We start from the raw sequence: 19,782 nt of genomic DNA, 5'->3' as shown, positions 1-19,782 counted from the left end.
TTCCATTTAATTTTTTTTGGAAATGGTATTTTCTTTAAAAAATGCTTTAAATTTTATTAATAATTAATATTTTAATTTATTTTTAAAAATTAAGAGTAGCGATTCTTTAGTATTTAATATATCTGCGAATCAATATCATTTTTTTGCAATAAAATCCCTGTCTCTAAATGTGGAGTATGTGGAAATTGATCAAAAAAAGCCACTTTGACAACCCTATGTGTCTGGTTTAAAATCTCCAAATCCTTAGCCAAACTTAAAGGATTGCAAGAAATATAAAGTATAGATGGAAAATCCTGCAAAAATTGACACACCTCTTCACCTAATCCCGCTCTTGGTGGATCAACCAAAACCATAGAAAAGCAATATGTCTCTAAGTTAATTTGCCTTAATCGTTCAAACTTCCTTAAACCCTTTATTGCTTCAATGCATTCTTGACCACTTAAACGAACAAAGGCAATATTATCACTTCCATTTTGCTCACATGCAAATTTTGCTGCCCGTATGGAAACTTTGGAAATTTCTGTGGCAAGAACTTTTTTAAATTTTTGAGAAAGTGGAATCGTGAAATTACCACAACCACAATACATTTCAAGCAAATCTCCACTACTTGATGGAATGCTCTGTAATACCCATTCAATCATTTTTTCATTAATTTTGGGATTAGGCTGAGTAAAAACCCCCTCATCATAACGATAAAAATACTTTTTATCAAAAATCTCTAATGTCTCAACAACATAATCTTTATCCACAATCAATTTCACACCCTTGCTACGCCCCATAATCTCCACTTGAAAATTTTGTAAAGTTTTTTTTAAAGCCTTGGCTTTTTCTAGCCAAAACTCATCAAGCTTTCTATGATAAATAAGAGTGAGCAAAATTTCATTATTTTGTGTGCTAAGCACCTCAATAGCAAAGAGCTTCTGCCTAAAATCTCTGAAATTTTCTTGATTAAGCTTTTCTTTTAAAGTTGGCAAAAACTTCTGCAAAGTTTCTAATAAATTACAACAATTCTCAATGCAAATAAATTGCCTATCTTTGCGCATTACATAGCTTATGCTATCATCTTTGTGAAAGATTCCAAGCTCACAACGAGCTCTAAAAGAATCTTGTTTTAGACTAATAACATCACATTTATTGATTCCCAAAAGTTGCTTAGCATAAGCGACTTTAGCTTCTAAGCCACATTCCTCCAAAATACTGCAACCACCGCAAACTCCAAGATATTCACAGAACACTAGCGAAAACTCTCCACCAGATTCATTGTAAGCAAATTAAAGCCATCGACCAAAATAAAAATCAAAATCTTAAAAGGCAATGAAATCATTGTTGGAGGCAACATCATCATACCCATTGCCATAAGAATTGAGCTAATTACCATATCAATTACTAAAAAAGGTAAATAAAGCAAAAAGCCAATTTGAAAGGCTGTCTTCATCTCGCTGATAATAAAGGCTGGCAAAGCAATAGTAAAAGGCACATCTTGTGCAGTTTGTGGATTCTCCATTCCTCTAATTCGATAAAACAATGCCAAATCTTTAGGGCGCGTGTTGCGAATCATAAAATCCTTAAAAGGTTGAGAAGTTCGCACAAAAGCCTCTTGATAGGAAATCTCTTTTGCAACATAGGGCTTTACCCCCTGCTCATACCCTTCTTTAAATACTGGCTCCATAATAAACATAGTCAAAATCAAAGCAAAGGAAACAAGTAGTTGTGTAGGGGGAGATTGTTGTGTTCCTAATGCTGTGCGCAAAAATGAAAAAACAATCAGAAGTCTTGCAAAACTTGTTGCCATCAAAATCAATGAAGGGGCTAAAACAAGTAGAGTTAAAACAATAACGATATTTAAAATAGCCACCAGATCTGCTGGTTCGTTAGGACCGCTAAGTGTTAAATCAATTGTTGGAATAGTTGGACTTTGCGGCAATTCAGGTGGAGCTGAAAATGCGACCACTGCAAAAAACCCCAACCACAACAACACACGCAACATCAAAAAATCCTTATTTTTCATTATTTTGCAATGTTACTGAGATATTTTTTTGAGATTGCTCATAAAGCTTTTGTTCCTTTGTCTTATCTAGTACATTTTTTACGCGATGTAAATGTCTATCTTGTGGATAAAAATGAAACTCGACTCGGCGATTTTGCGCACGATTCTCTGCATTAATATTTGGTAATAAAAAATTTGTTGCGCCCCCACCTAGAGAAGTTATTTTTTGCGGATTAACTCCATTATCAATAAGAATCTTAGCAACACTTGAAGCCCTCAAGGCACTTAAACCCAAACTATCTCGGTATTTTAAATTAGCTTTTCCCTCTACATTATCAGCATATCCAATGATATCCAAATGAATCGCTTGAGGCATTTTTTGCAAAATTAAAGCCAACCTTTTTAAAAATAAAATTTCATCAGCATTTTCAATTATTGTTTTTTCTTCATCAAAAAGCAAACGACCATTGAATCGCAAAATAAATCCATCTTTTCCATCATCATCAATCACAGAAGGACCCAAAGATACTCTAGCATCTTCTTTAAATTCTAAAATTTCACTCTCCACTTTTATTATCTCTTCAGCTGTTTCTGGGTCAGTGGTAATGTCTGCTTGTTGTTGAATGCGATTTTTACTCTCTTCAGTTTTAATTCCCCCTGATAACACACTAAGACTACCGCGGATACTCCCCTCTGCTTCTGTAAGCTTTTTGGCATCAAAAGTAACCATTGTTAAAAGAAGAATGAAAAAAGTAAGGATTAATGTAACCATATCTCCATATGTCCCAAGCCACAAAGGCATTACTTGAGGACAATCACAGGAAGGACAACGCTTTGCCATACAACAAATCCAAACAATTATTCAAATTGACTAACGCGTTGATTTGGAGGTAAAAAAGTTAGCAACTTTGCTTCTAGGGATCGTGGATTATCTCCTGCTTGAATCGACATAATCCCTTCAATAATCATTAATTTTACTAAAGCTTCATCATTGGCTCGCACATTCAAAATATTAGCTATGGGCGCACCAACAATATTACCCACCATCGAACCATAAAGAGTTGTAATCAAAGCAACTGCCATCGCAGGACCAATAGAGCTTGGATCTGACATATTAAGCAACATTGCCACCAATCCAATTAAAGTCCCAAGCATCCCATAAGCCCCAGCATATGCTGCCCAAGTATCAAAAATCCCTGCATTTGCTTTATGTCTCTCCAAAGTTCGATCTAAATCTGTTTCCAATAAGCTTCGAATGCTATCGGGCTCTGCACCATCAATTGCCATATTTAAACCGCGCTTTAAAAAATCATTTTCTTCTTGATTAGATTGTTGCTCCAAAGACAAAATACCATCGCGCCTTGCTTGTGTAGAGTAATCAACCAACTTTTTAACCAATGCTGGAACATCAAAAGTCTGTGGCTTAAAAGCAACAAGAAAATAAGAGAAAATTTTTTTCATATTCTCCATCTTATAACCAATAAACAAACTCGTAATTGAACCTCCAATTGTAATTAGAGCCGATGGAATATCAATATAAGGACCAACCCCAACCCCAAGCATCATAGCCGTTCCAATCAAAATAAAAGACAAAGACATACCAATAATAGTTGCTAAATCCATAACTTTGTTGTTCCTTATTAAAAAGTTAAAGCTTTAATTTCAAGTTTTTCGAAAAATATTTTAAATTCTAAACTTTATTGTGTTAAAATTTTATTAAAATCTTCAAAATACACGGATATTTTTATGGAAACCATTCAATTATCAATTGTTATTTTAGCTGCAGGCAAAGGAACGCGTATGAAGTCGCAGACTCCAAAGGTTTTACACCAAATCTGTGGCAAAGAAATGCTTTATTACACCATCAAAGAATCTTTAAAGCTCAGTAATGATGTGAGTGTTGTGCTAGGCTATGAGGCAGATAAAATTAAAAAATCGATGGAAAAATATTTTTTAGATAAAATCAACTTCATCTTTCAAGATACAGAAAATTATCCTGGCACTGGGGGGGCACTAAAAAACTATCATCCAAAACACCAAAAAATCCTTGTTTTGAATGGAGATATGCCGCTTATTCAATCAAGCGAATTACAACAATTTCTCATTGCTAAAGGTGACATTATTATGAGTGTGATAGATCTGCCCAACACTAATGGTTATGGGCGCGTTGTAATACAAGACAATCAAGTCCAAGCCATCATTGAAGAAAAAGATGCTAATTCTGAAATCCTAGCCTTAAGCACTCTAAATGCTGGAGTTTATTGCTTTCAGAGTGAAATTTTACAAACTTACTTACCTAAGCTTAAAAACAATAATGCACAAAAAGAGTATTATCTCACCGATATTATCACTTTAGCTAAACAAGATTCTAAAAATATTATTCCTTTATTTGTAGAATTAGAAAATTTTAAAGGCGTGAATGATAAGGCAGATTTGGCTGATGCTGAAGTAATTTTGGGCAATCGAATCAAAAAAACGCTAATGAAGCAAGGCGTAATTATGAAACTACCCCACACAATTTATATTGAAGAGGGAGTTAAATTTAAAGGTGAATGCATTATTGAAAATGGAGTTAGTCTCTATGGGGATACAGAAATTATTAATTCTCATATTAGATCCCATAGCGTTATTGAATCAAGCCATGTTGAAAACAGTGATATTGGACCTATGGCACATTTGCGCCCACAAAGCATTTTAAAAAACACCCACATTGGCAATTTTGTTGAAGTAAAAAAATCCACACTTAATGGAATTAAAGCTGGACATTTGAGCTATCTTGGCGACTGCGAAGTAGATGAGGGGACAAATATTGGGGCTGGCTTTATTACTTGCAACTACAATGGAAAAGCAAAATTTCAAACCAAAATTGGCAAAAATGTTTTTATTGGCAGCGATTCTCAAGCAATCGCACCCATAACAATTGAAGATAATTGCATTATTGGCGCAGGAAGCACTATAAGGGAAAATATTAAACAGGGTGAATTATTTTTAACTCAAGGAGAAAAAATCAGAAAAGAAGGTTTCTTTTATAAATTTTTCAGCAAAAAAACATAAAAATTGCGTTACTTATTTTTAAAAATCTAAGGTTAAAATCAATGGAATTAAAGCTTAATGGTCAATTCATTGCTACCCATTCTAAAAATCTTTTAGAATTATTAAAAGAATACAAAATTGAACAAAAAAGCGTTGCAATTGCAGTTAATCTTGAGGTTATCAAACAAGATCAATGGGAAAGTTATATGCTTAAAAATGGCGATGTTATTGAATGCTTCACATTTTTAGGTGGTGGCTGATTCTTGCTAAACTCTTTTTCTTGAATTCACAAAACAAATATATTTTATTACTGAAGGTTATCAATGAAAATTAAAGTTGGAATAGTTGGCGTAAGTGGTTATACTGGTTTAGAACTCGTGAAAATATTGATTAATCATCCTATTTTTGAGCTTCATACACTCTGTGCTACAGAAAATTACAGCGATATTGCCCTACTTCACCCCTCTTTAAAAAACACTCTTAGTATGCCAATTCAAGAAGCTAGAATCGAGCAAATTGCAAAAGAATGCGAGCTAGTTTTTCTAGCTCTCCCCCACCAAAAGGCAATGGAATATGTCAAAGCACTCTCTGCTAAAAATATTAAAATCGTAGATTTATCCGCCGATTACCGCTTATCAGCTGAAAAATATGAAGAATCTTACTGCCCTCATTTAGATAAGGAAAATCTTAAAAACGCTGTGTATGGGCTACCTGAATACAATCGACATTTAATTAAGAATACCAATCTTGTTGCAAATCCAGGCTGTTATCCAACTGCCTCATTGTTAGCTATTTTACCTTTTATGTCTTACTTAGATCCCTCTCAAACACTCTATATTGATGCTAAAAGCGGTGTAAGCGGTGCTGGAAAAAAACTTACTCAAACTTCTCATTTTGTTACTATCAATGAGAATCTTTTTGCTTATTCTCCTATCACACATCGCCATTGCCCTGAAATTAACGAACAAATCAAAAAAATTAGCAAAGTTGATTTTAAAACCCTTTTTGTCCCACATCTTGTTCCTATTACACGAGGAATGTTAGTTTCTGTTTATGCAAAACTCAAAGAAGAAATTAATCCATTAGAGATTCTTAATCAACACTATAAAGATGAATTCTTTGTCCGCATCACTAAAAATTGCGCACAAATTAAAAATGTTGCAGGAACACATTTCTGCGATATTTATGCCAAAAATGATGGTAAAGATTTATTTATCAACTCCAGCATTGATAATCTCTTGCGTGGCGCTAGTTCTCAAGCTGTTGCAAATGCAAACTTAATGTTTGGCTTGGATGAAAAATTAGGCTTACCCCAAATTGCTTATATCCCCTAATGCAACCTATTTCCATTCAGCAAGATGCCATTTTTATAGCCGATTCCCATCACCATTCTCTTTATAATAATGTCTTAGATGATTTTTTGATCTCTCTATTAAAATCAAAAAAAAGACAAATTTTTTTTATGGGTGATATTTTTGATTTTTTAGTAGGGGAAGTATCTAGAAGCATCACCGATAATCAAAAAACACTAGAAATACTTAAAAAACTCTCTTTAAAGCATGAATTACATTATTTTGAAGGTAATCACGATTTCTCTTTGCAAAATCTACCTTTTTTTAAAAATATCCATTATTATCCACTTGCCAAACAACCTATTTGCTTTCTTTTTAATCAACAAAAAGCATATCTTGCGCATGGGGATATTTTTTTAAATTGGCATTATCATTTTTATGCGCACTTAATTAGAAACCACTTTATTCTCACTTTTTTAAATTGTTTTAATTCCATTTTATATCCAAAAATTCTCTCTTATCTCCAAAATAAAAATAAAATAAAATATAATTATCCTAAAGATTTTATCAACAATAGAATCCGCAAATACCAAAAAAAACTTGGCATACATAGCGATTCTTATATTATAGAAGGACACTTTCATTTAGGGGAAATAGCAAAATTAGATTCAATTAACTATATAGGATTGCCCCTTTTTACTTGTAAAAAAACATATTTTATTGTAGAATCCAACAATTATTCTTTATCCTTCAAAACAAAGGAGTTTTAGTGTCAAATCTCGAAAAAACCGATACTTTAAAAATTGGCACCAATGAAATGGAATTAGTCGATTTTAGAATCTATAAAATCGAAAAAGGTAAGCTTTATGAAGGTGTTTATGGAATCAATGTTGCTAAAGTCAATGAAATCATACGCCTACCTGAACTCACTGAACTTCCAGGGGTGCCAGAATACATTGAAGGTATTTTTGACCTGCGCGGAGTAGTCATACCTGTAATCAATCTTGCAAAATGGATGAATGTCGAAACTCCAAAAAATAAAAAAATCAAACCCCGAGTTATTATCGCAGAATTCAATAACATTATGATTGGCTTTATCGTGCATGAAGCTAAGCGAATCCGTCGTATTAGCTGGAAAGATATTGAACCCGCGCATTTTAGCTCTTCTGCAAGTGAAAATTTAGATAAAAGCAGAGTAACAGGAGTTACAAGGATTGAGGGCGATCAAGTTTTGTTGATTCTTGACTTAGAAAGCATTGTGCAGGATTTAGGTTTTTACCACCCAGAAATTGGCTCTGATCACACTTATAATAAATTTGATGGATTAGCACTTATCTTAGATGATAGCTCCATTGCAAGAAAGATTATCAAGGATTTCTTGGAGAAAATGGGCTTTAATGTTGTGGAAGCAAATGATGGGGCAGCCGGATTGCAAAAACTAGAAAAATTATATGAAAACTACAGCGAAAATCTTGCTAAGCAGCTAAAAATTATCATATCCGATATTGAAATGCCACAAATGGATGGTTTTCACTTTGCTGCCAAAGTCAAAGAAGATCCGAGATTCTCAAAAATCCCTATTATTTTCAGCTCTTCAATTAGCGATCAATTTAGTGAAAGTCGTGGCAAGGAAGCAGGTGCAGAATCGTATCTTGTTAAATTTGATGCCAACAAATTCCATGAAGAAGTTTCACGGATTGTTAGCAAATACAATCAAGAATTAAATAATGCTTAAAATTTCAAATCTATCAAAAAAAGGAAAAATAAATGGATGAAATGCAAGAAATATTAGAAGACTTTTTAATCGAAGCTTTTGAGATGATAGAGCAACTAGATCAAGATTTGGTGGAACTAGAAAACAGACCAGAGGATTTAGAATTGTTAAATCGTATCTTTAGAGTAGCACACACTATTAAAGGTTCGGGATCGTTCTTAAACTTCTCAGTCCTAACCCATTTAACACACCATATGGAAGATGTTTTAAACAAGGCAAGACATGGGGAGTTAGTCATTACTCCTGATATTATGGATGTTGTCTTAGAATCAATTGATTTTATGAAAAAATTGCTTAATGCAATTCGCGATGCAGGAACAGATGCTAACACTGGATTAGATTCAGATATTGCTAATGTTGTAGCACGTCTTGATGCAATTTCTAAAGGAGAGTCTCCACAAGAAACAGCACCAGCCGCACAAGAAGCTCCCAAAGTAGAAGAATCCGCACCGCAGACCGCACAAGAAGATGAAGAAGAATTGGATTATTCTAATATGTCCCCTGAAGAAATTGAAAGCGAGATTGAAAGGCTACTTAATAAGCGCCAAGAAGAAGATAAGAAAAAACGAGAAGAAAAAAAAGCTAAAGGTGAAGTTAGCGATGTTCAAGCTCCAAAAGAAATTACAGAAACTCCAGCGGTAGCCACACAAGCCCCAAAACCCTCTCCAAAACCTGTCGAACCAAAGCCACAGGCAAAGTCAGCGCCACGACAAGATGACAATAAAACACTTGCCACATCTGTAGAGCAAACTATCCGCGTTGATGTTAAGCGATTGGATAGCTTAATGAATCTAATTGGTGAATTAGTCTTAGGTAAAAATCGCTTAATTAAAATTTACAATGATGTTGAAGAGCGCTATGAGGGAGAAAAATTTTTAGAAGAGCTTAATCAAGTCGTTGCTTCCGTATCTATGGTAACAACAGATATTCAACTTGCGGTTATGAAAACAAGAATGTTACCTATTGGAAGGGTGTTTAACAAATTCCCTAGAATGGTGCGCGACCTTTCAAGAGAACTTGGAAAAAATATCGAATTAGTTATTAGTGGTGAAGAGACAGAACTTGACAAGTCTATTGTAGAAGAAATTGGGGATCCATTGGTGCATCTAATCCGAAATGCTTGCGATCATGGAGTTGAATCCAAAGAAGAAAGAATTGCAGCTGGCAAAAAGGAACAAGGAACTGTTGAATTAAAAGCTTATAATGAAGGAAATCACATTGTCGTCGAAATCACTGATGATGGTAAGGGAATGGATCCAGTAATCCTTAAAGCCAAGGCTGTTGAAAAGGGGATAATTAGCGAAAGAGAAGCAGATAGTATGACTGATAAAGAAGCCTATTCTCTTATTTTTAAAGCCGGTTTTTCTACAGCAAAGGTTGTAACCAATGTTAGCGGACGCGGTGTAGGTATGGATGTTGTAAAAACAAACATTGAAAAACTTAATGGAATTATTGATGTTGATAGCACTTATGGAGAAGGAACTACCCTAAAGCTAAAAATTCCTTTAACACTTGCTATTATTCAATCCTTGCTTGTTGGAGTGCAAGAGGAATATTATGCTATTCCGCTTGCCTCTGTTATAGAGACCGTTAGAATCTCTCAAGATGAAATCTACACTGTTGAAAATAAAAGTGTATTGCGCCTAAGAAATGAAGTGTTGCCTTTAGTGCGTTTAGCGGATATTTTTGGGGTTGATTCGGTATTTGACAATGCAGAACAAGCCTATGTTGTCGTTATAGGATTGGCAGAAAATAAAATTGGGGTGATTGTAGATTTCCTCATTGGTCAAGAAGAGGTTGTTATTAAGTCGCTTGGTTCTTATCTAAAAGGAACAGAAGGTATTGCAGGTGCTACAATCCGCGGAGATGGTAGAGTAACGCTTATTGTAGATATTGCTGCAATGATGCAAATGGCAAAACAAGTTAAAGTTAGTATTAGCAAGCTTGCTCAAGAAAGTGAAACTAAAAAAGAAAAAAATTCACCTAGTGATTACCAAGTTTTAATTGTTGATGATTCAATGACAGATCGAGCGATTATGAAAAAATCTCTTAAACCATTAGGAATTAGTATCTCAGAAGCAACAAACGGCATGGAAGCTCTTGAGATTGTTAAAAATGGTGATAAAACCTTTGATGCTATTTTGATTGATATTGAAATGCCAAAAATGGATGGATATACTCTAGCAGGAGAGATTAGAAAATATGCTAAATTCAAAAACCTTCCTCTCATTGCTGTTACAAGCAGGACAAGTAAAACCGATAGAATGCGCGGAGTTGAATCAGGAATGACAGAATACATCACTAAACCTTATTCACCAGAATATTTAATGAATGTTGTTAAGAGAAATATTAATTTAACTATGGAGGTAACCGAATAATGAGCAATCAATTACGCGATGTTCTACAAAAACAACAAGAGCAAAAAAAACCAGCATCTGAAGCTGAAAATATTATTCAGCTTGTTGCCTTTGTGGTTGGATCAGAAGAGTTTGCTGTGCCAATCCTAAGTATTCAAGAAATTATTAAACCATTAGAATACACAAGGGTTCCGGGGGTTCCAAACTATGTTTTGGGTGTCTTTAATATGCGTGGATGGGTTGTGCCACTAATTAACTTGCGCTTGAAATTTGGACTACCTTATGAAAAACCAACTGAGGATACACGCTATATTGTTATACGCAATCAAGAAGAAAGAGCAGGTTTTGTAATAGATCGTCTCACAGAGGCAGTTAGAATTAAAGAATCTGACATTGATCCAACTCCAGAAACCATTAGTCAAGATGAAAATCTCATCTATGGAGTTGGAAAACGAGATGATAGACTCATTACAATTTTACGCCCAGAAGAACTCCTTAAGCGCACTTTTTAATGCAGAATCTCTTTTTTCTGCATTATTTGCCTTTATAACTCACTCAATCACTTCTCATACTTACTTTTTATAGCTTCTTGTATGGAAGAATTATCTCTTCAAAGATTTCTCCACACAATCAACCATTTCTTTTACTGCATTGATACCACATTCATTTTGCAGGGATTGACTAATTTGCTTTATATTTTGTTGAGATTGTAATAAAATATCCCACAAAACTTCACAAGATAAATCTTTCTCTTCGCACAAAAATCCCAAATTCTTTTCTTTTAAAAAATTTGCATTAAAATATTGGTGATTTGCAGCTGCATAAGGGTAAGGAATAAAGAGTGTCATCAAGCCATTAGCGCACAATTCCCACAATGAGCTAGCCCCTGCCCTTGAAATTGCAAAATCACAAGCCCCAAAAATCTGTGGCATAAATTTACAAAAATCAAACACCGCCACATCAAAATTACCCTGTAGATCTTTTGTGTTAGTTATATGGACAACTTTTAAAGGCATTTTTTTATACTCATACAACACTCTTTGAAAATCACTTTTTCCGCATTGATGATAGAGTTTAATGCCTCTTTTTTTTAGCTCTAGGGCAACTTCTAAAGCAAAATTATTAATCGCTTGTGCTCCTTGTGATCCACCCATAAATAAGATATTTTGTATTTTATCTCTTACTCTAAAATATTTAAAAAAATCTTTTTGTACGGGATAAAATTTAATCAAAGAATCCTTTGAATAAGAAGAAAAAAAAAGCATCGCATAAGGCTTTAAAATTTTATTTAGGCGACCTATTTTAGCATTTTGCTCATGAATTACCAGTGGGATTCTTAAAAAAACTGCGCCAAAAGCTGCAGGTGCTGCGGAATATCCCCCAACAGAAAAAACAAAATCAATCTTTTTGGATTTTAAAATCTTACTTGCCAATAAAAAAGCTTTAAAATGCGAAAATAAAGCAAAGATTTTTTTAAATCCTTTTTGATTCACCACTCCACCTGTTTGCAAAAAAAACTTTTTGGCAAGCCTTTTATCCTCTTCAAAATAAGCTCTATCTTGACCCCTAATAGATCCCATAAAAAAACAAGTGTAACCTCGCTGATGAAATTCATCCAAAAACGCTCTAGCAACACTTAAATGACCGCCTGTTCCACCGCCTGTAATCATAATATTCATAATAATAACCTAATACTTTTTTGTAATTCTAACACAGCTCAAATTAAAGATTTTATAGTAATAGTGTATCATTTTATTTGATTTTTTCTAGAAAGTTTAAAAAATTTAATACTTTATGGTAATAATTCTCTTAAAAAATGATATGATAGGGTATTTTAATTTTAAGGAATAAAGAATGGATAATTTAGAAAATGTCTTTGATATAAAATCTCTTACTATGTCTGTCTTAATGACTCCTACTATGGCAAACTTCAAAGGAAGAGTGCATGGTGGTGATTTACTAAAATTGCTTGATCAAGTTGCCTATGCTTGTGCATCAAGATATTGTGGTGAATATGTGGTTACACTTTCTGTTGATAGTGTTACCTTTAAATATCCCATTGAAGTGGGAAATCTTGTTACTTTTCTTGCTTCAGTTAATTACACTGGCACTAGTTCTCTTGAGGTGGGAATTAAAGTCATTGCAGAAGATATTCACAAAAGAATCGTAACACACACTAATAGCGCCTATTTCACAATGGTTTGTGTCGATAAGAATGGCAAACCAATTGCTGCTCCAAAACTAGAACCCAAGACACCAGCTGAAATTCGTCGCTACAATAACGCAAAGAAACGCAAACAAGCAAGAATTGAGCTCTCCAAAAAAAATTAAATATGCTATAATTCCCCTTTTAGGGGAGATTAATGCCAAAAAAACAGCAAATCAATGATATTCGGCTCAATATTATTAAATATCAATTTAGTAATTTTTGCAAACATAATCCTAAAGCATTAGCACTGATCTTTAAAGCACTCATTAAGAGCGAAAGTGTCTCGCAAGACAATAAAAAATCAAAACCCCAAAACAAATCAACAAATTTAGCAGAATCTAAAATAGTTAATCAAAAGACCAATCAAGAATCAACCATTCATCTTGATGATCTAGAGTTAGATATACCCCTACCAAAACCACCTTTAAATATAGAGGGCTAATTTTATACACCAAGGAAATAAAATGCAGTTTCATATTGTTTTACACCAACCAAGGATTCCACAAAATACCGGAAATATTGGGCGACTATGTTTTGCTAGCAATAGTATTTTGCATTTGATTCATCCACTAGGCTTTAGCATCACACAAAAAGAACTTAAACGTGCTGGAATGGATTATTGGGATCATCTTAAGGTTTATGAATGGGAGAATCTCTCAAGCTTTGTAGAATCAAACCTTTTAGAAATTCCACATTTCTATCTTACTACCAAAAGTCAAATACCCTATTACAATGCCCCTTTAAAAAGAGGTGCTTATTTGCATTTTGGGCGTGAAGATGCAGGATTAGATTCTGCTTTGCTTTCACGCTATCAAGATTATTGTTACACCATACCTATGCAAAATAACGCAAGAAGTCTAAATCTAGCAACAAGCGTTGGAATCGTGCTTTATGAAGGGATTCGCCAAAGAGATTTTATTCCATCACCAATCGCTTAATAAGCATTTCAGTTCCTTTTACAATTTTTACTCCCTCATTTTGACATAGCGGACATTTGGTGTAGCAAATCTCTACAACTTGACTTTGCTTTTTGCAAAACTCGCAAAACACTTCCACTTCTACTTCCTCTACCAAAAGCTTTGCTCTCTCACACGCGCTTCCAATCTTAAACTCCTCAAATGCCCTCTGCAACAACACCGCATTAACCCCACTGCGCCGCCCAATCTCCAAATAAACTTCCACAACTAACTTAGCATTATTTTCTTTGGCAATTCTTTCACAATTTTCAATCAACGAAGACACAATAGAAAACTCATGCATAAAGATTCCCTAATATTTTTATTTCATTTTAAAAATAAATTTTAGCTTCTTAAGTGTAAAATATCGCTTTTATTTTTCAAAAAACACTCCAAAGAGGGTAATATATGAGACATTTTTTAACTTTGGCAGATTTCAGCAAACAAGAAATTTTAGAAATCTTAGACATAGCAAAATCTCTTAAAAAAGACTTAAAGGCAGGAAAATATAGCAATTTATTAGAGAGAAAAACGCTTGGTATGATTTTTGAAAAAAACTCCACAAGAACTCGCGTTAGTTTTGAAACTGGAATCTATCAATTAGGCGGACAAGGGATTTTTCTCTCCAGCAATGAAACACAACTAGGAAGAGGAGAGCCTATTAAAGACACTGCTAGAGTGCTTTCATCTATGGTGGATTTGATTATGATGCGAACACACGAACACGCAAGATTAGAAGAGTTTGCTCATTACTCTAGCATCCCTGTAATTAATGGTTTAAGTGATAGTTTTCACCCTATGCAACTTTTGGCAGATTATCTAACTATGCAAGAATGCCAAAAAGATAAAGACCCTATCGTAACTTATGTAGGAGATGGAAATAATATGGCACATTCTTGGCTTATGCTTGCAGCAAAAATGGGATTTGAGTTAAGAATTGCTTCTCCTAAAAATTATGAAGTATGTCCAAATATTTACCAAAAGGCTCAAGAATTTGCTAAAATTTCAGGCGCAAAATTAATTTTAACCAATAACCCGCAAGAAGTACTTGAAAATGCTGATGTTATCACTACTGATACTTGGGCTTCTATGGGGCAAGAAAGCGAAAAAGAGGCGAGAAAAAAAGCTTTTGAGGGCTATTGCATTACCAAAGATTCAATGCAATTAGCAAAGCCTGATTGCATTTTCTTGCATTGTTTGCCTGCATATCGCGGACAAGAAGTTAGTGAAGAAGTCCTAGAATCTTCACAAAGTAAGATTTTCCTAGAAGCAGAAAATCGCTTACACGCACAAAAAGGAGTTATGGTTTGGCTACACCAAAACCGCTAACAAAGCACAAAAAGGCTAATGGCTATCAAGAATTAAAGCAAGTATTAATGGAAGCAAAAGAGAATATCTTACCCCTTCCACAAACGCTAGAGCTTTCTAGAGAAAAAGATTTTGTAGCTTGTTGCTTTAGGGATTCTAATAACAAAAAATACTATCTTCTTTCTGATTCTTGTATCAATTCTCTTATAGAATCAGCCAAAGAGCTTGAGAAAAATAAATATCTTTTTAAACTAGAGCAAGAAATATACAAAAATATGCCTATTGATTTTGAAGATGTATGGTGCATTGCCCTAAAAGAATTGGCAGGGAATTTTAATAAAAACCCCAAAAATCTTATTAAAAATATCCGAAAACGCTACCCTTATTTGTTTATGGATTTTAATCTATCATTAAACCAAACTTATTGAAGGTTAAAAATTTGAAAGAAACTATTGATTTTAAAAAATTTGCTAAATTTTCCAAACCAGGTCCTCGCTACACAAGCTATCCTACTGCCGTAGAATTCAATCAAGACTACACCTATGATTCTTACATACAAGATTTACAAAAAGATACAAATCCCCTTTCGCTTTATGTGCATTTACCTTTTTGTCGTAGTGCTTGTTATTTTTGTGGTTGCAATGTGATTTACACAAGTAAAGAAGAAAACAAAACACTCTATTTAGAAATTCTAAAAAAAGAACTACAAATCCTAAAGAATACATCAGATTGCACCAAGGAAGTTTGTCAGCTACATTTTGGAGGAGGAACACCTACTTTTTTTCATGCTAAAGAGCTTGAAGTTTTAATACAAATGTTAAAAGAGACTTTTCCAAACTTCCATAACGATGCAGAAATCGCCTGTGAAATCGATCCAAGATTCTTCAACAAAGAACAAATGCAAGTGCTTAAAAATGGAGGCTTTAACAGACTTAGCTTTGGGATTCAAGATTTTAATCCCAAAGTGCAAGAAGCAATCCACCGAATCCAGCCTTTCTCGTTAGTTCAAGATGCCATTAGCATTGCTAGAGATTTTGGCATTAGCTCAATTAATTTTGATCTTATTTATGGATTGCCTTATCAAACACTTGAAACTTTTCAAGAAACTTTGTCCCAATGCCTTAAGCTTAATCCAGATCGCTTTGCAATTTTTAATTATGCTCATGTGCCTTGGATTAAAAAAACAATGAGAAAAATAGATGAGACCACACTTCCAATACCCGAAGAAAAGCTTAATATCCTAAAAAGCACCATACAACATTTACAAGAAAATGGTTATAAAATGATTGGTATGGATCATTTTGCAAAACCTGATGATGAGCTTTTTAAATCCATTCAAAAAGGACAATTGCGGCGCAACTTCCAAGGCTACAGCACCAAAGGAGGGACCCAAACTATCGGGATTGGCTTAACTTCTATTGGGGAGGGCATGGATTATTATGCTCAAAACCACAAAGATCTCCCCTCTTACAAAAAAGCCATTGATTTAGGTATTTTGCCATTCTCCAAAGGAATCAAGCTAAGCCTTGATGATAGGATTAGAAAGTCCGTTATTATGCAGCTTATGAGTAATTTCAAATTAGATTTCTCAGCCATTGAAAAGCAATTTAATATTAACTTTAAAGAATATTTTAGTGAATCTTTAAAGGAATTAGAGATTTTTGCAGTAGAAAATTTAATTACAATTCACAACAATGGTATTGAAGTAAGCCCAACTGGCACTTTGCTTATCCGAAATATTGTAATGGCTTTTGATGCCTATATTAAAAAGTTTAGCCCCAATCAAAAAATCTTTAGCAAAACAATCTAAGGCGTGAAATGAAACATTTTAAGGATTATAATTATTTAAAAACAAGTGATGCCTGCGTTAAATGTGGCAAATGCCTTCCAGATTGCACAATCTTTAATATCAATGGCGATGAAGCTACTTCTCCAAGAGGTTTTATTGATTTATTGGGTGCTTATCAAAGAAAAGAGATTCCGCTTGATAAAAATGCTAAGAATATTTTTGAGACCTGTTTTTTATGCACCACTTGTGTTAGTGTATGTCCAAATTCTCTCCCAACAGACACACTTATTGAGAATATTCGCTATGAAATTGCCCAAAAATACGGAATTACTTGGTTTAAGAGAATATTTTTCTACCTTTTAAAGCATCGTAAAATAATGGATTTTAGTATGAAATTAGGTGCATTTTTTACACCCTTGCTTTTCCAAAAAACAAGCGATAATCATTCTATAAAACCGCGTTTTAAACTCCCTTTTATCTCTAATAGAATCTTTGGATCCATTCAGACTAAAAGTTTTTTAAATTCCCACAAAGAAAATCTCATTTATAACAAAGACAACCCCAAAAAAGTTGCCATATTCATTGGCTGTTTGGGAAATTATAATTATAAAAGCGTGGGAGAATCGCTTGTATTTATACTCCAAAAGCTAGGGATTAACACAATGATTCCAAAAAAACAAAAATGTTGTGGTGCTCCTGCTTATTTTACAGGTGATTTTGAAAGTGTCAATCAACTCATCATAGAAAATGTCGCCTACTTTGAAAGCTTCATTGATGAAGTAGAGGCGATTTTGATTCCTGAAGCTACTTGTGCGGCAATGATTTTGGAAGATTGGGAAAGGTTTATGGAGAAAAACCCAAACTACAAACAAAGAATCCAAAAATTACTACCTAAAATCCATATGGCAACCCATTGGCTTATGCACAATACAAATCTCAAAGAGTATCTCTCCACTCTTCCAAAGTTACAAGAAACATTCACTTATCACGATCCATGCCATGCAAGAAAAGTGCTTGGTATCTGGAAAGAGCCACGCGAATTACTTTGTCAAAATTACAACTTAATTGAAATGGAAGATTCTAATGCTTGCTGTGGTTTTGGTGGTGTTACAATGCAAACAGAAAAATTCAATCTAGCAAGTAAAGTGGGAAATAAAAAGGCTCAAATGATTAACAAAACACAAGCTAAATATGTTGTAGCAGAATGTAGTGCATGTCGTATGCAACTCAATAATGCTCTCCATCAAGAAAAAGTCAAAACGCTTTTTGCACATCCTTTAGAGCTAATTCAAAAGATTATTAAAGCCTCTGCGATTTAATTTTTTTTAAATTATTTTATATTAGAATTTTGCACTTTATATAAAGGAGTTATGTATGATAGGAAAAAATTTATCCCTTAAGGGTCAGCTTTTCATTGGCTTTGGTATCATTTTGGCTTTTATTATTATCATTGCAGCTACAGGTTATATAAAAATCAAATTTGTAGATAATACACTCACAAAAATCAGCGATGATAATGCGGTTAAACAACGCTATGCAATTAACTTTAGAGGGAGTGTGCATGATCGAGCAATCGCTGTTAGAGATGTTGTTTTATTAGAAGATTCAGTTGAGCTTGAAGCAACACTTAATCAAATCAAGAAGCTAGAAAACTTCTACCGCGATTCAAGTGAAAAAATGGATCAAATCTTTCAAAATCCTGTTATGGTTGATGACAAAGATAAAGAGATCTTAAGTCGTATTAAAAAAGTAGAAAGCATTACGATGCCTTTAATTCGCAATATTATCGAACTTAAAGCAAATGGGGATCTAACAGCTGCACACAATATACTTCTTTCCCAAGCAAGGGGTGCTTTTGTTCAATGGTTAGCAGTTATAAATGAATTTATTGATTACCAAGAAGCAAAAAATCAAGCTCTTACTATCAGTGCTAGAGAGGAAATAGGAAACTATCTTAGCCTTGTTTTATGGTTGGCTGGAATCTCTTTTGTAATTGCAATTTTAATCGCTATTTATATTACAAAGCTTATTATCTCATCATTAGGTGGTGAACCAAAAGAAGCAGTTAAGGTAGTTTTAAGTATTGCTAATGGAAATTTAAATACTCCTATTCATACCAATTATCAAGAAAGCATGTTGGCTTCTGTCGAACAAATGCAAAAGAAGCTTAAAGAAATTGTTTCAGAGGTTATGAATTCTTCAAGAGAGCTTAATGAGCGAGCTAGTGAAGTAGCCAATAGTTCTGAAGAAGCAAAAGCTTCCTCTTATAGACAACTCAATAGCTCTGAAGATTCGGTTCAAAAAATTGAAGAAGTTGTTGATGCAGTAGCTTATGTCTCACAAATAGCAAAACAAACAGAAGAAAACTCCGGAATCACTACAAGCCTTTCTAATAAAGGTATTGAAGCAATGAAAACAACTATTAACGAAATTGAGAAAATTACCCAAACCGTTTCCTCATCTTCAGAACATATTCGAATGTTAGAAAAACACTCTCAAGAAATTAGCGGTAGTGCTGAACTAATCAAAGAAATCACCGATCAAACTAATCTCCTTGCACTTAACGCAGCTATTGAAGCTGCAAGAGCTGGTGAGGCTGGAAGAGGATTTGCAGTTGTTGCTGATGAAATAAGAAAACTCGCTGAACGCACAGGTGTTGCCACCTCTGAAATTGCACGCATGATAGAAGTAATTCAAAATGAAACACAAACCGCAGTTGAAGCTATCCAAACTGCTGTTCCACAAGTTGAGAAAGGAATGCAGTTGGCTAATGAAGCAAGTGAGATACTAGATCAAATTAACTCCCAAGCAACCGATTCACTCAACAAGGCAAGAGAGGTAACTAGTGCTGCAGAAAAACAGACTGTAAATATGGAAAATCTTGCCAATGATTTAAAAGAAATTTCTGAAACTTCAAGAAATACGGCTAATTCTATGGAAAATAACACAAAATCTGCCCAAACACTAAAAGAAATTTCATCGATCTTAAAAAATCATATCAATCACTTTAAACTATAAACTTTTTTCTCCCATATTTATGGGAGATTTATAAAATTTCACTATAATTTCATTTTTTA

The 19,782-nt window shown here is 34.0% G+C and carries 21 protein-coding genes; 15 read left to right on the top strand and 6 right to left on the bottom strand.

Going from position 1 to position 19,782, the window contains the following annotated elements:
• Positions 1–113 precede the first annotated feature (113 nt).
• The 4 genes from trmA to MKD52_RS04875 are packed head-to-tail and all read right to left on the bottom strand — an operon-like array spanning position 114 to position 3,610.
• The gene (trmA, locus tag MKD52_RS04890; protein WP_242099453.1) at positions 114–1,235 is read right to left on the bottom strand and encodes a tRNA (uridine(54)-C5)-methyltransferase TrmA; all 1,122 of its coding nucleotides are present in this window, start codon (positions 1,233–1,235) and stop codon (positions 114–116) included.
• Entirely contained in the window at positions 1,235–1,987 is a 753-nt protein-coding gene (gene fliP / locus MKD52_RS04885) for a flagellar type III secretion system pore protein FliP (RefSeq protein WP_112056722.1), read from the bottom strand. Before fliP ends, trmA begins: the two co-directional genes overlap by 1 nt.
• A gap of 10 nt (positions 1,988–1,997) precedes the next feature.
• Complete coding sequence (locus MKD52_RS04880; RefSeq protein WP_242099452.1) at positions 1,998–2,828, bottom strand: OmpA family protein; 831 nt, start codon at positions 2,826–2,828, stop codon at positions 1,998–2,000.
• A gap of 17 nt (positions 2,829–2,845) precedes the next feature.
• Entirely contained in the window at positions 2,846–3,610 is a 765-nt protein-coding gene (locus MKD52_RS04875; protein ID WP_112056724.1) for a motility protein A, read from the bottom strand.
• A 123-nt stretch (positions 3,611–3,733) separates the two neighbouring features.
• On the opposite strand from MKD52_RS04875, the gene glmU reads away from it, so the two are divergent.
• The 7 genes from glmU (at position 3,734) to MKD52_RS04840 (ending at position 10,955) form a co-directional block, all read left to right on the top strand.
• A complete protein-coding gene (gene glmU, locus MKD52_RS04870) occupies positions 3,734–5,041 on the top strand; it encodes a bifunctional UDP-N-acetylglucosamine diphosphorylase/glucosamine-1-phosphate N-acetyltransferase GlmU (protein WP_242099451.1) in 1,308 nt (435 codons plus the stop codon).
• 41 nt (positions 5,042–5,082) lie between these two features.
• Positions 5,083–5,280, top strand: a complete 198-nt coding sequence (thiS, locus tag MKD52_RS04865; protein ID WP_112056726.1) for a sulfur carrier protein ThiS — start codon at positions 5,083–5,085, stop codon at positions 5,278–5,280.
• A 63-nt stretch (positions 5,281–5,343) separates the two neighbouring features.
• Positions 5,344–6,354, top strand: a complete 1,011-nt coding sequence (argC, locus tag MKD52_RS04860; protein ID WP_242099450.1) for an N-acetyl-gamma-glutamyl-phosphate reductase — start codon at positions 5,344–5,346, stop codon at positions 6,352–6,354.
• A gap of 128 nt (positions 6,355–6,482) precedes the next feature.
• On the top strand, positions 6,483–7,082 hold the full coding sequence (locus MKD52_RS04855; protein ID WP_242099449.1) for a metallophosphoesterase: 600 nt from the start codon (positions 6,483–6,485) through the stop codon (positions 7,080–7,082).
• Positions 7,082–8,047: a chemotaxis protein gene (locus MKD52_RS04850; protein WP_112056729.1), complete on the top strand. Its 966-nt coding sequence runs from the start codon at positions 7,082–7,084 to the stop codon at positions 8,045–8,047. Before MKD52_RS04855 ends, MKD52_RS04850 begins: the two co-directional genes overlap by 1 nt.
• Positions 8,048–8,079: 32 nt before the next feature.
• Positions 8,080–10,464 carry a chemotaxis protein CheW gene (locus MKD52_RS04845; protein ID WP_242099448.1) on the top strand — a complete coding sequence of 795 codons (2,385 nt, stop codon included), beginning with the start codon at positions 8,080–8,082 and terminating at the stop codon, positions 10,462–10,464.
• Positions 10,464–10,955: a chemotaxis protein CheW gene (locus MKD52_RS04840; RefSeq protein ID WP_112056731.1), complete on the top strand. Its 492-nt coding sequence runs from the start codon at positions 10,464–10,466 to the stop codon at positions 10,953–10,955. The genes MKD52_RS04845 and MKD52_RS04840 overlap by 1 nt, the downstream gene beginning before the upstream one ends.
• 90 nt (positions 10,956–11,045) lie before the next feature.
• Here MKD52_RS04840 and MKD52_RS04835 read toward each other — a convergent pair whose 3' ends face one another.
• Entirely contained in the window at positions 11,046–12,122 is a 1,077-nt protein-coding gene (locus tag MKD52_RS04835) for a UDP-N-acetylglucosamine--N-acetylmuramyl-(pentapeptide) pyrophosphoryl-undecaprenol N-acetylglucosamine transferase (RefSeq protein ID WP_242099447.1), read from the bottom strand.
• Positions 12,123–12,297: 175 nt separating this feature from the next.
• Between MKD52_RS04835 and MKD52_RS04830 the strand changes: the two genes are divergently transcribed.
• From MKD52_RS04830 to MKD52_RS04820, 3 genes are read left to right on the top strand one after another with little or no spacing between them, the layout of a single operon-like run.
• Positions 12,298–12,774 carry an acyl-CoA thioesterase gene (locus MKD52_RS04830; RefSeq protein WP_112056733.1) on the top strand — a complete coding sequence of 159 codons (477 nt, stop codon included), beginning with the start codon at positions 12,298–12,300 and terminating at the stop codon, positions 12,772–12,774.
• Positions 12,775–12,806: 32 nt separating this feature from the next.
• Positions 12,807–13,094, top strand: a complete 288-nt coding sequence (locus MKD52_RS04825; protein ID WP_242099446.1) for a hypothetical protein — start codon at positions 12,807–12,809, stop codon at positions 13,092–13,094.
• Positions 13,095–13,116: 22 nt separating this feature from the next.
• Positions 13,117–13,590, top strand: a complete 474-nt coding sequence (locus tag MKD52_RS04820; RefSeq protein ID WP_112056735.1) for a tRNA (cytidine(34)-2'-O)-methyltransferase — start codon at positions 13,117–13,119, stop codon at positions 13,588–13,590.
• Here MKD52_RS04820 and MKD52_RS04815 read toward each other — a convergent pair.
• The gene (locus tag MKD52_RS04815) at positions 13,568–13,912 is read right to left on the bottom strand and encodes a hydrogenase maturation nickel metallochaperone HypA (RefSeq protein ID WP_242099445.1); all 345 of its coding nucleotides are present in this window, start codon (positions 13,910–13,912) and stop codon (positions 13,568–13,570) included. The two genes, MKD52_RS04820 and MKD52_RS04815, sit on opposite strands and share 23 nt — an antisense overlap.
• A 104-nt stretch (positions 13,913–14,016) precedes the next feature.
• Here MKD52_RS04815 and argF point away from each other — a divergent pair, with 104 nt between their 5' ends.
• The 5 genes from argF to MKD52_RS04790 are packed head-to-tail and all read left to right on the top strand — an operon-like array spanning position 14,017 to position 19,723.
• Entirely contained in the window at positions 14,017–14,937 is a 921-nt protein-coding gene (gene argF, locus MKD52_RS04810; RefSeq protein ID WP_242099444.1) for an ornithine carbamoyltransferase, read from the top strand.
• Entirely contained in the window at positions 14,916–15,344 is a 429-nt protein-coding gene (locus MKD52_RS04805; protein WP_112056738.1) for a DUF2603 domain-containing protein, read from the top strand. The genes argF and MKD52_RS04805 overlap by 22 nt, the downstream gene beginning before the upstream one ends.
• Before the next feature lie 11 nt (positions 15,345–15,355).
• The gene (hemN, locus tag MKD52_RS04800) at positions 15,356–16,726 is read left to right on the top strand and encodes an oxygen-independent coproporphyrinogen III oxidase (RefSeq protein WP_242099443.1); all 1,371 of its coding nucleotides are present in this window, start codon (positions 15,356–15,358) and stop codon (positions 16,724–16,726) included.
• 8 nt (positions 16,727–16,734) lie between these two features.
• A complete protein-coding gene (locus tag MKD52_RS04795; protein WP_242099442.1) occupies positions 16,735–18,024 on the top strand; it encodes a (Fe-S)-binding protein in 1,290 nt (429 codons plus the stop codon).
• 55 nt (positions 18,025–18,079) lie between these two features.
• Positions 18,080–19,723, top strand: coding sequence for a methyl-accepting chemotaxis protein (locus MKD52_RS04790; protein ID WP_242099441.1), 1,644 nt, complete (start codon positions 18,080–18,082; stop codon positions 19,721–19,723).
• The last annotated feature ends 59 nt before the right edge of the window (positions 19,724–19,782 follow it).

The sequence above is a fragment of the Helicobacter sp. CaF467b genome, from assembly GCF_022664765.1.
Taxonomy (GTDB): domain Bacteria; phylum Campylobacterota; class Campylobacteria; order Campylobacterales; family Helicobacteraceae; genus Helicobacter_D; species Helicobacter_D colisuis.
The sequence above is the reverse complement of the archived record's forward strand: the minus strand, read 5'-3'. Positions and strand labels throughout refer to the sequence as shown.

Excerpts from the sequence above, each read along its gene's own strand:
- fliP (WP_112056722.1), bottom strand. The coding sequence starts at position 1,987 with ATGTTGCGTGTGTTGTTGTGGTTGGGGTTTTTTGCAGTGGTCGCATTT.
- MKD52_RS04880 (WP_242099452.1), bottom strand. The coding sequence starts at position 2,828 with ATGGCAAAGCGTTGTCCTTCCTGTGATTGTCCTCAAGTAATGCCTTTG.
- MKD52_RS04875 (WP_112056724.1), bottom strand. The coding sequence starts at position 3,610 with ATGGATTTAGCAACTATTATTGGTATGTCTTTGTCTTTTATTTTGATT.
- glmU (WP_242099451.1), top strand. The coding sequence starts at position 3,734 with ATGGAAACCATTCAATTATCAATTGTTATTTTAGCTGCAGGCAAAGGA.
- thiS (WP_112056726.1), top strand. The coding sequence starts at position 5,083 with ATGGAATTAAAGCTTAATGGTCAATTCATTGCTACCCATTCTAAAAAT.
- argC (WP_242099450.1), top strand. The coding sequence starts at position 5,344 with ATGAAAATTAAAGTTGGAATAGTTGGCGTAAGTGGTTATACTGGTTTA.
- MKD52_RS04855 (WP_242099449.1), top strand. The coding sequence starts at position 6,483 with ATGGGTGATATTTTTGATTTTTTAGTAGGGGAAGTATCTAGAAGCATC.
- MKD52_RS04845 (WP_242099448.1), top strand. The coding sequence starts at position 8,080 with ATGGATGAAATGCAAGAAATATTAGAAGACTTTTTAATCGAAGCTTTT.
- MKD52_RS04840 (WP_112056731.1), top strand. The coding sequence starts at position 10,464 with ATGAGCAATCAATTACGCGATGTTCTACAAAAACAACAAGAGCAAAAA.
- MKD52_RS04835 (WP_242099447.1), bottom strand. The coding sequence starts at position 12,122 with ATGAATATTATGATTACAGGCGGTGGAACAGGCGGTCATTTAAGTGTT.
- MKD52_RS04830 (WP_112056733.1), top strand. The coding sequence starts at position 12,298 with ATGGATAATTTAGAAAATGTCTTTGATATAAAATCTCTTACTATGTCT.
- MKD52_RS04825 (WP_242099446.1), top strand. The coding sequence starts at position 12,807 with ATGCCAAAAAAACAGCAAATCAATGATATTCGGCTCAATATTATTAAA.
- MKD52_RS04820 (WP_112056735.1), top strand. The coding sequence starts at position 13,117 with ATGCAGTTTCATATTGTTTTACACCAACCAAGGATTCCACAAAATACC.
- MKD52_RS04815 (WP_242099445.1), bottom strand. The coding sequence starts at position 13,912 with ATGCATGAGTTTTCTATTGTGTCTTCGTTGATTGAAAATTGTGAAAGA.
- argF (WP_242099444.1), top strand. The coding sequence starts at position 14,017 with ATGAGACATTTTTTAACTTTGGCAGATTTCAGCAAACAAGAAATTTTA.
- MKD52_RS04795 (WP_242099442.1), top strand. The coding sequence starts at position 16,735 with ATGAAACATTTTAAGGATTATAATTATTTAAAAACAAGTGATGCCTGC.
- MKD52_RS04790 (WP_242099441.1), top strand. The coding sequence starts at position 18,080 with ATGATAGGAAAAAATTTATCCCTTAAGGGTCAGCTTTTCATTGGCTTT.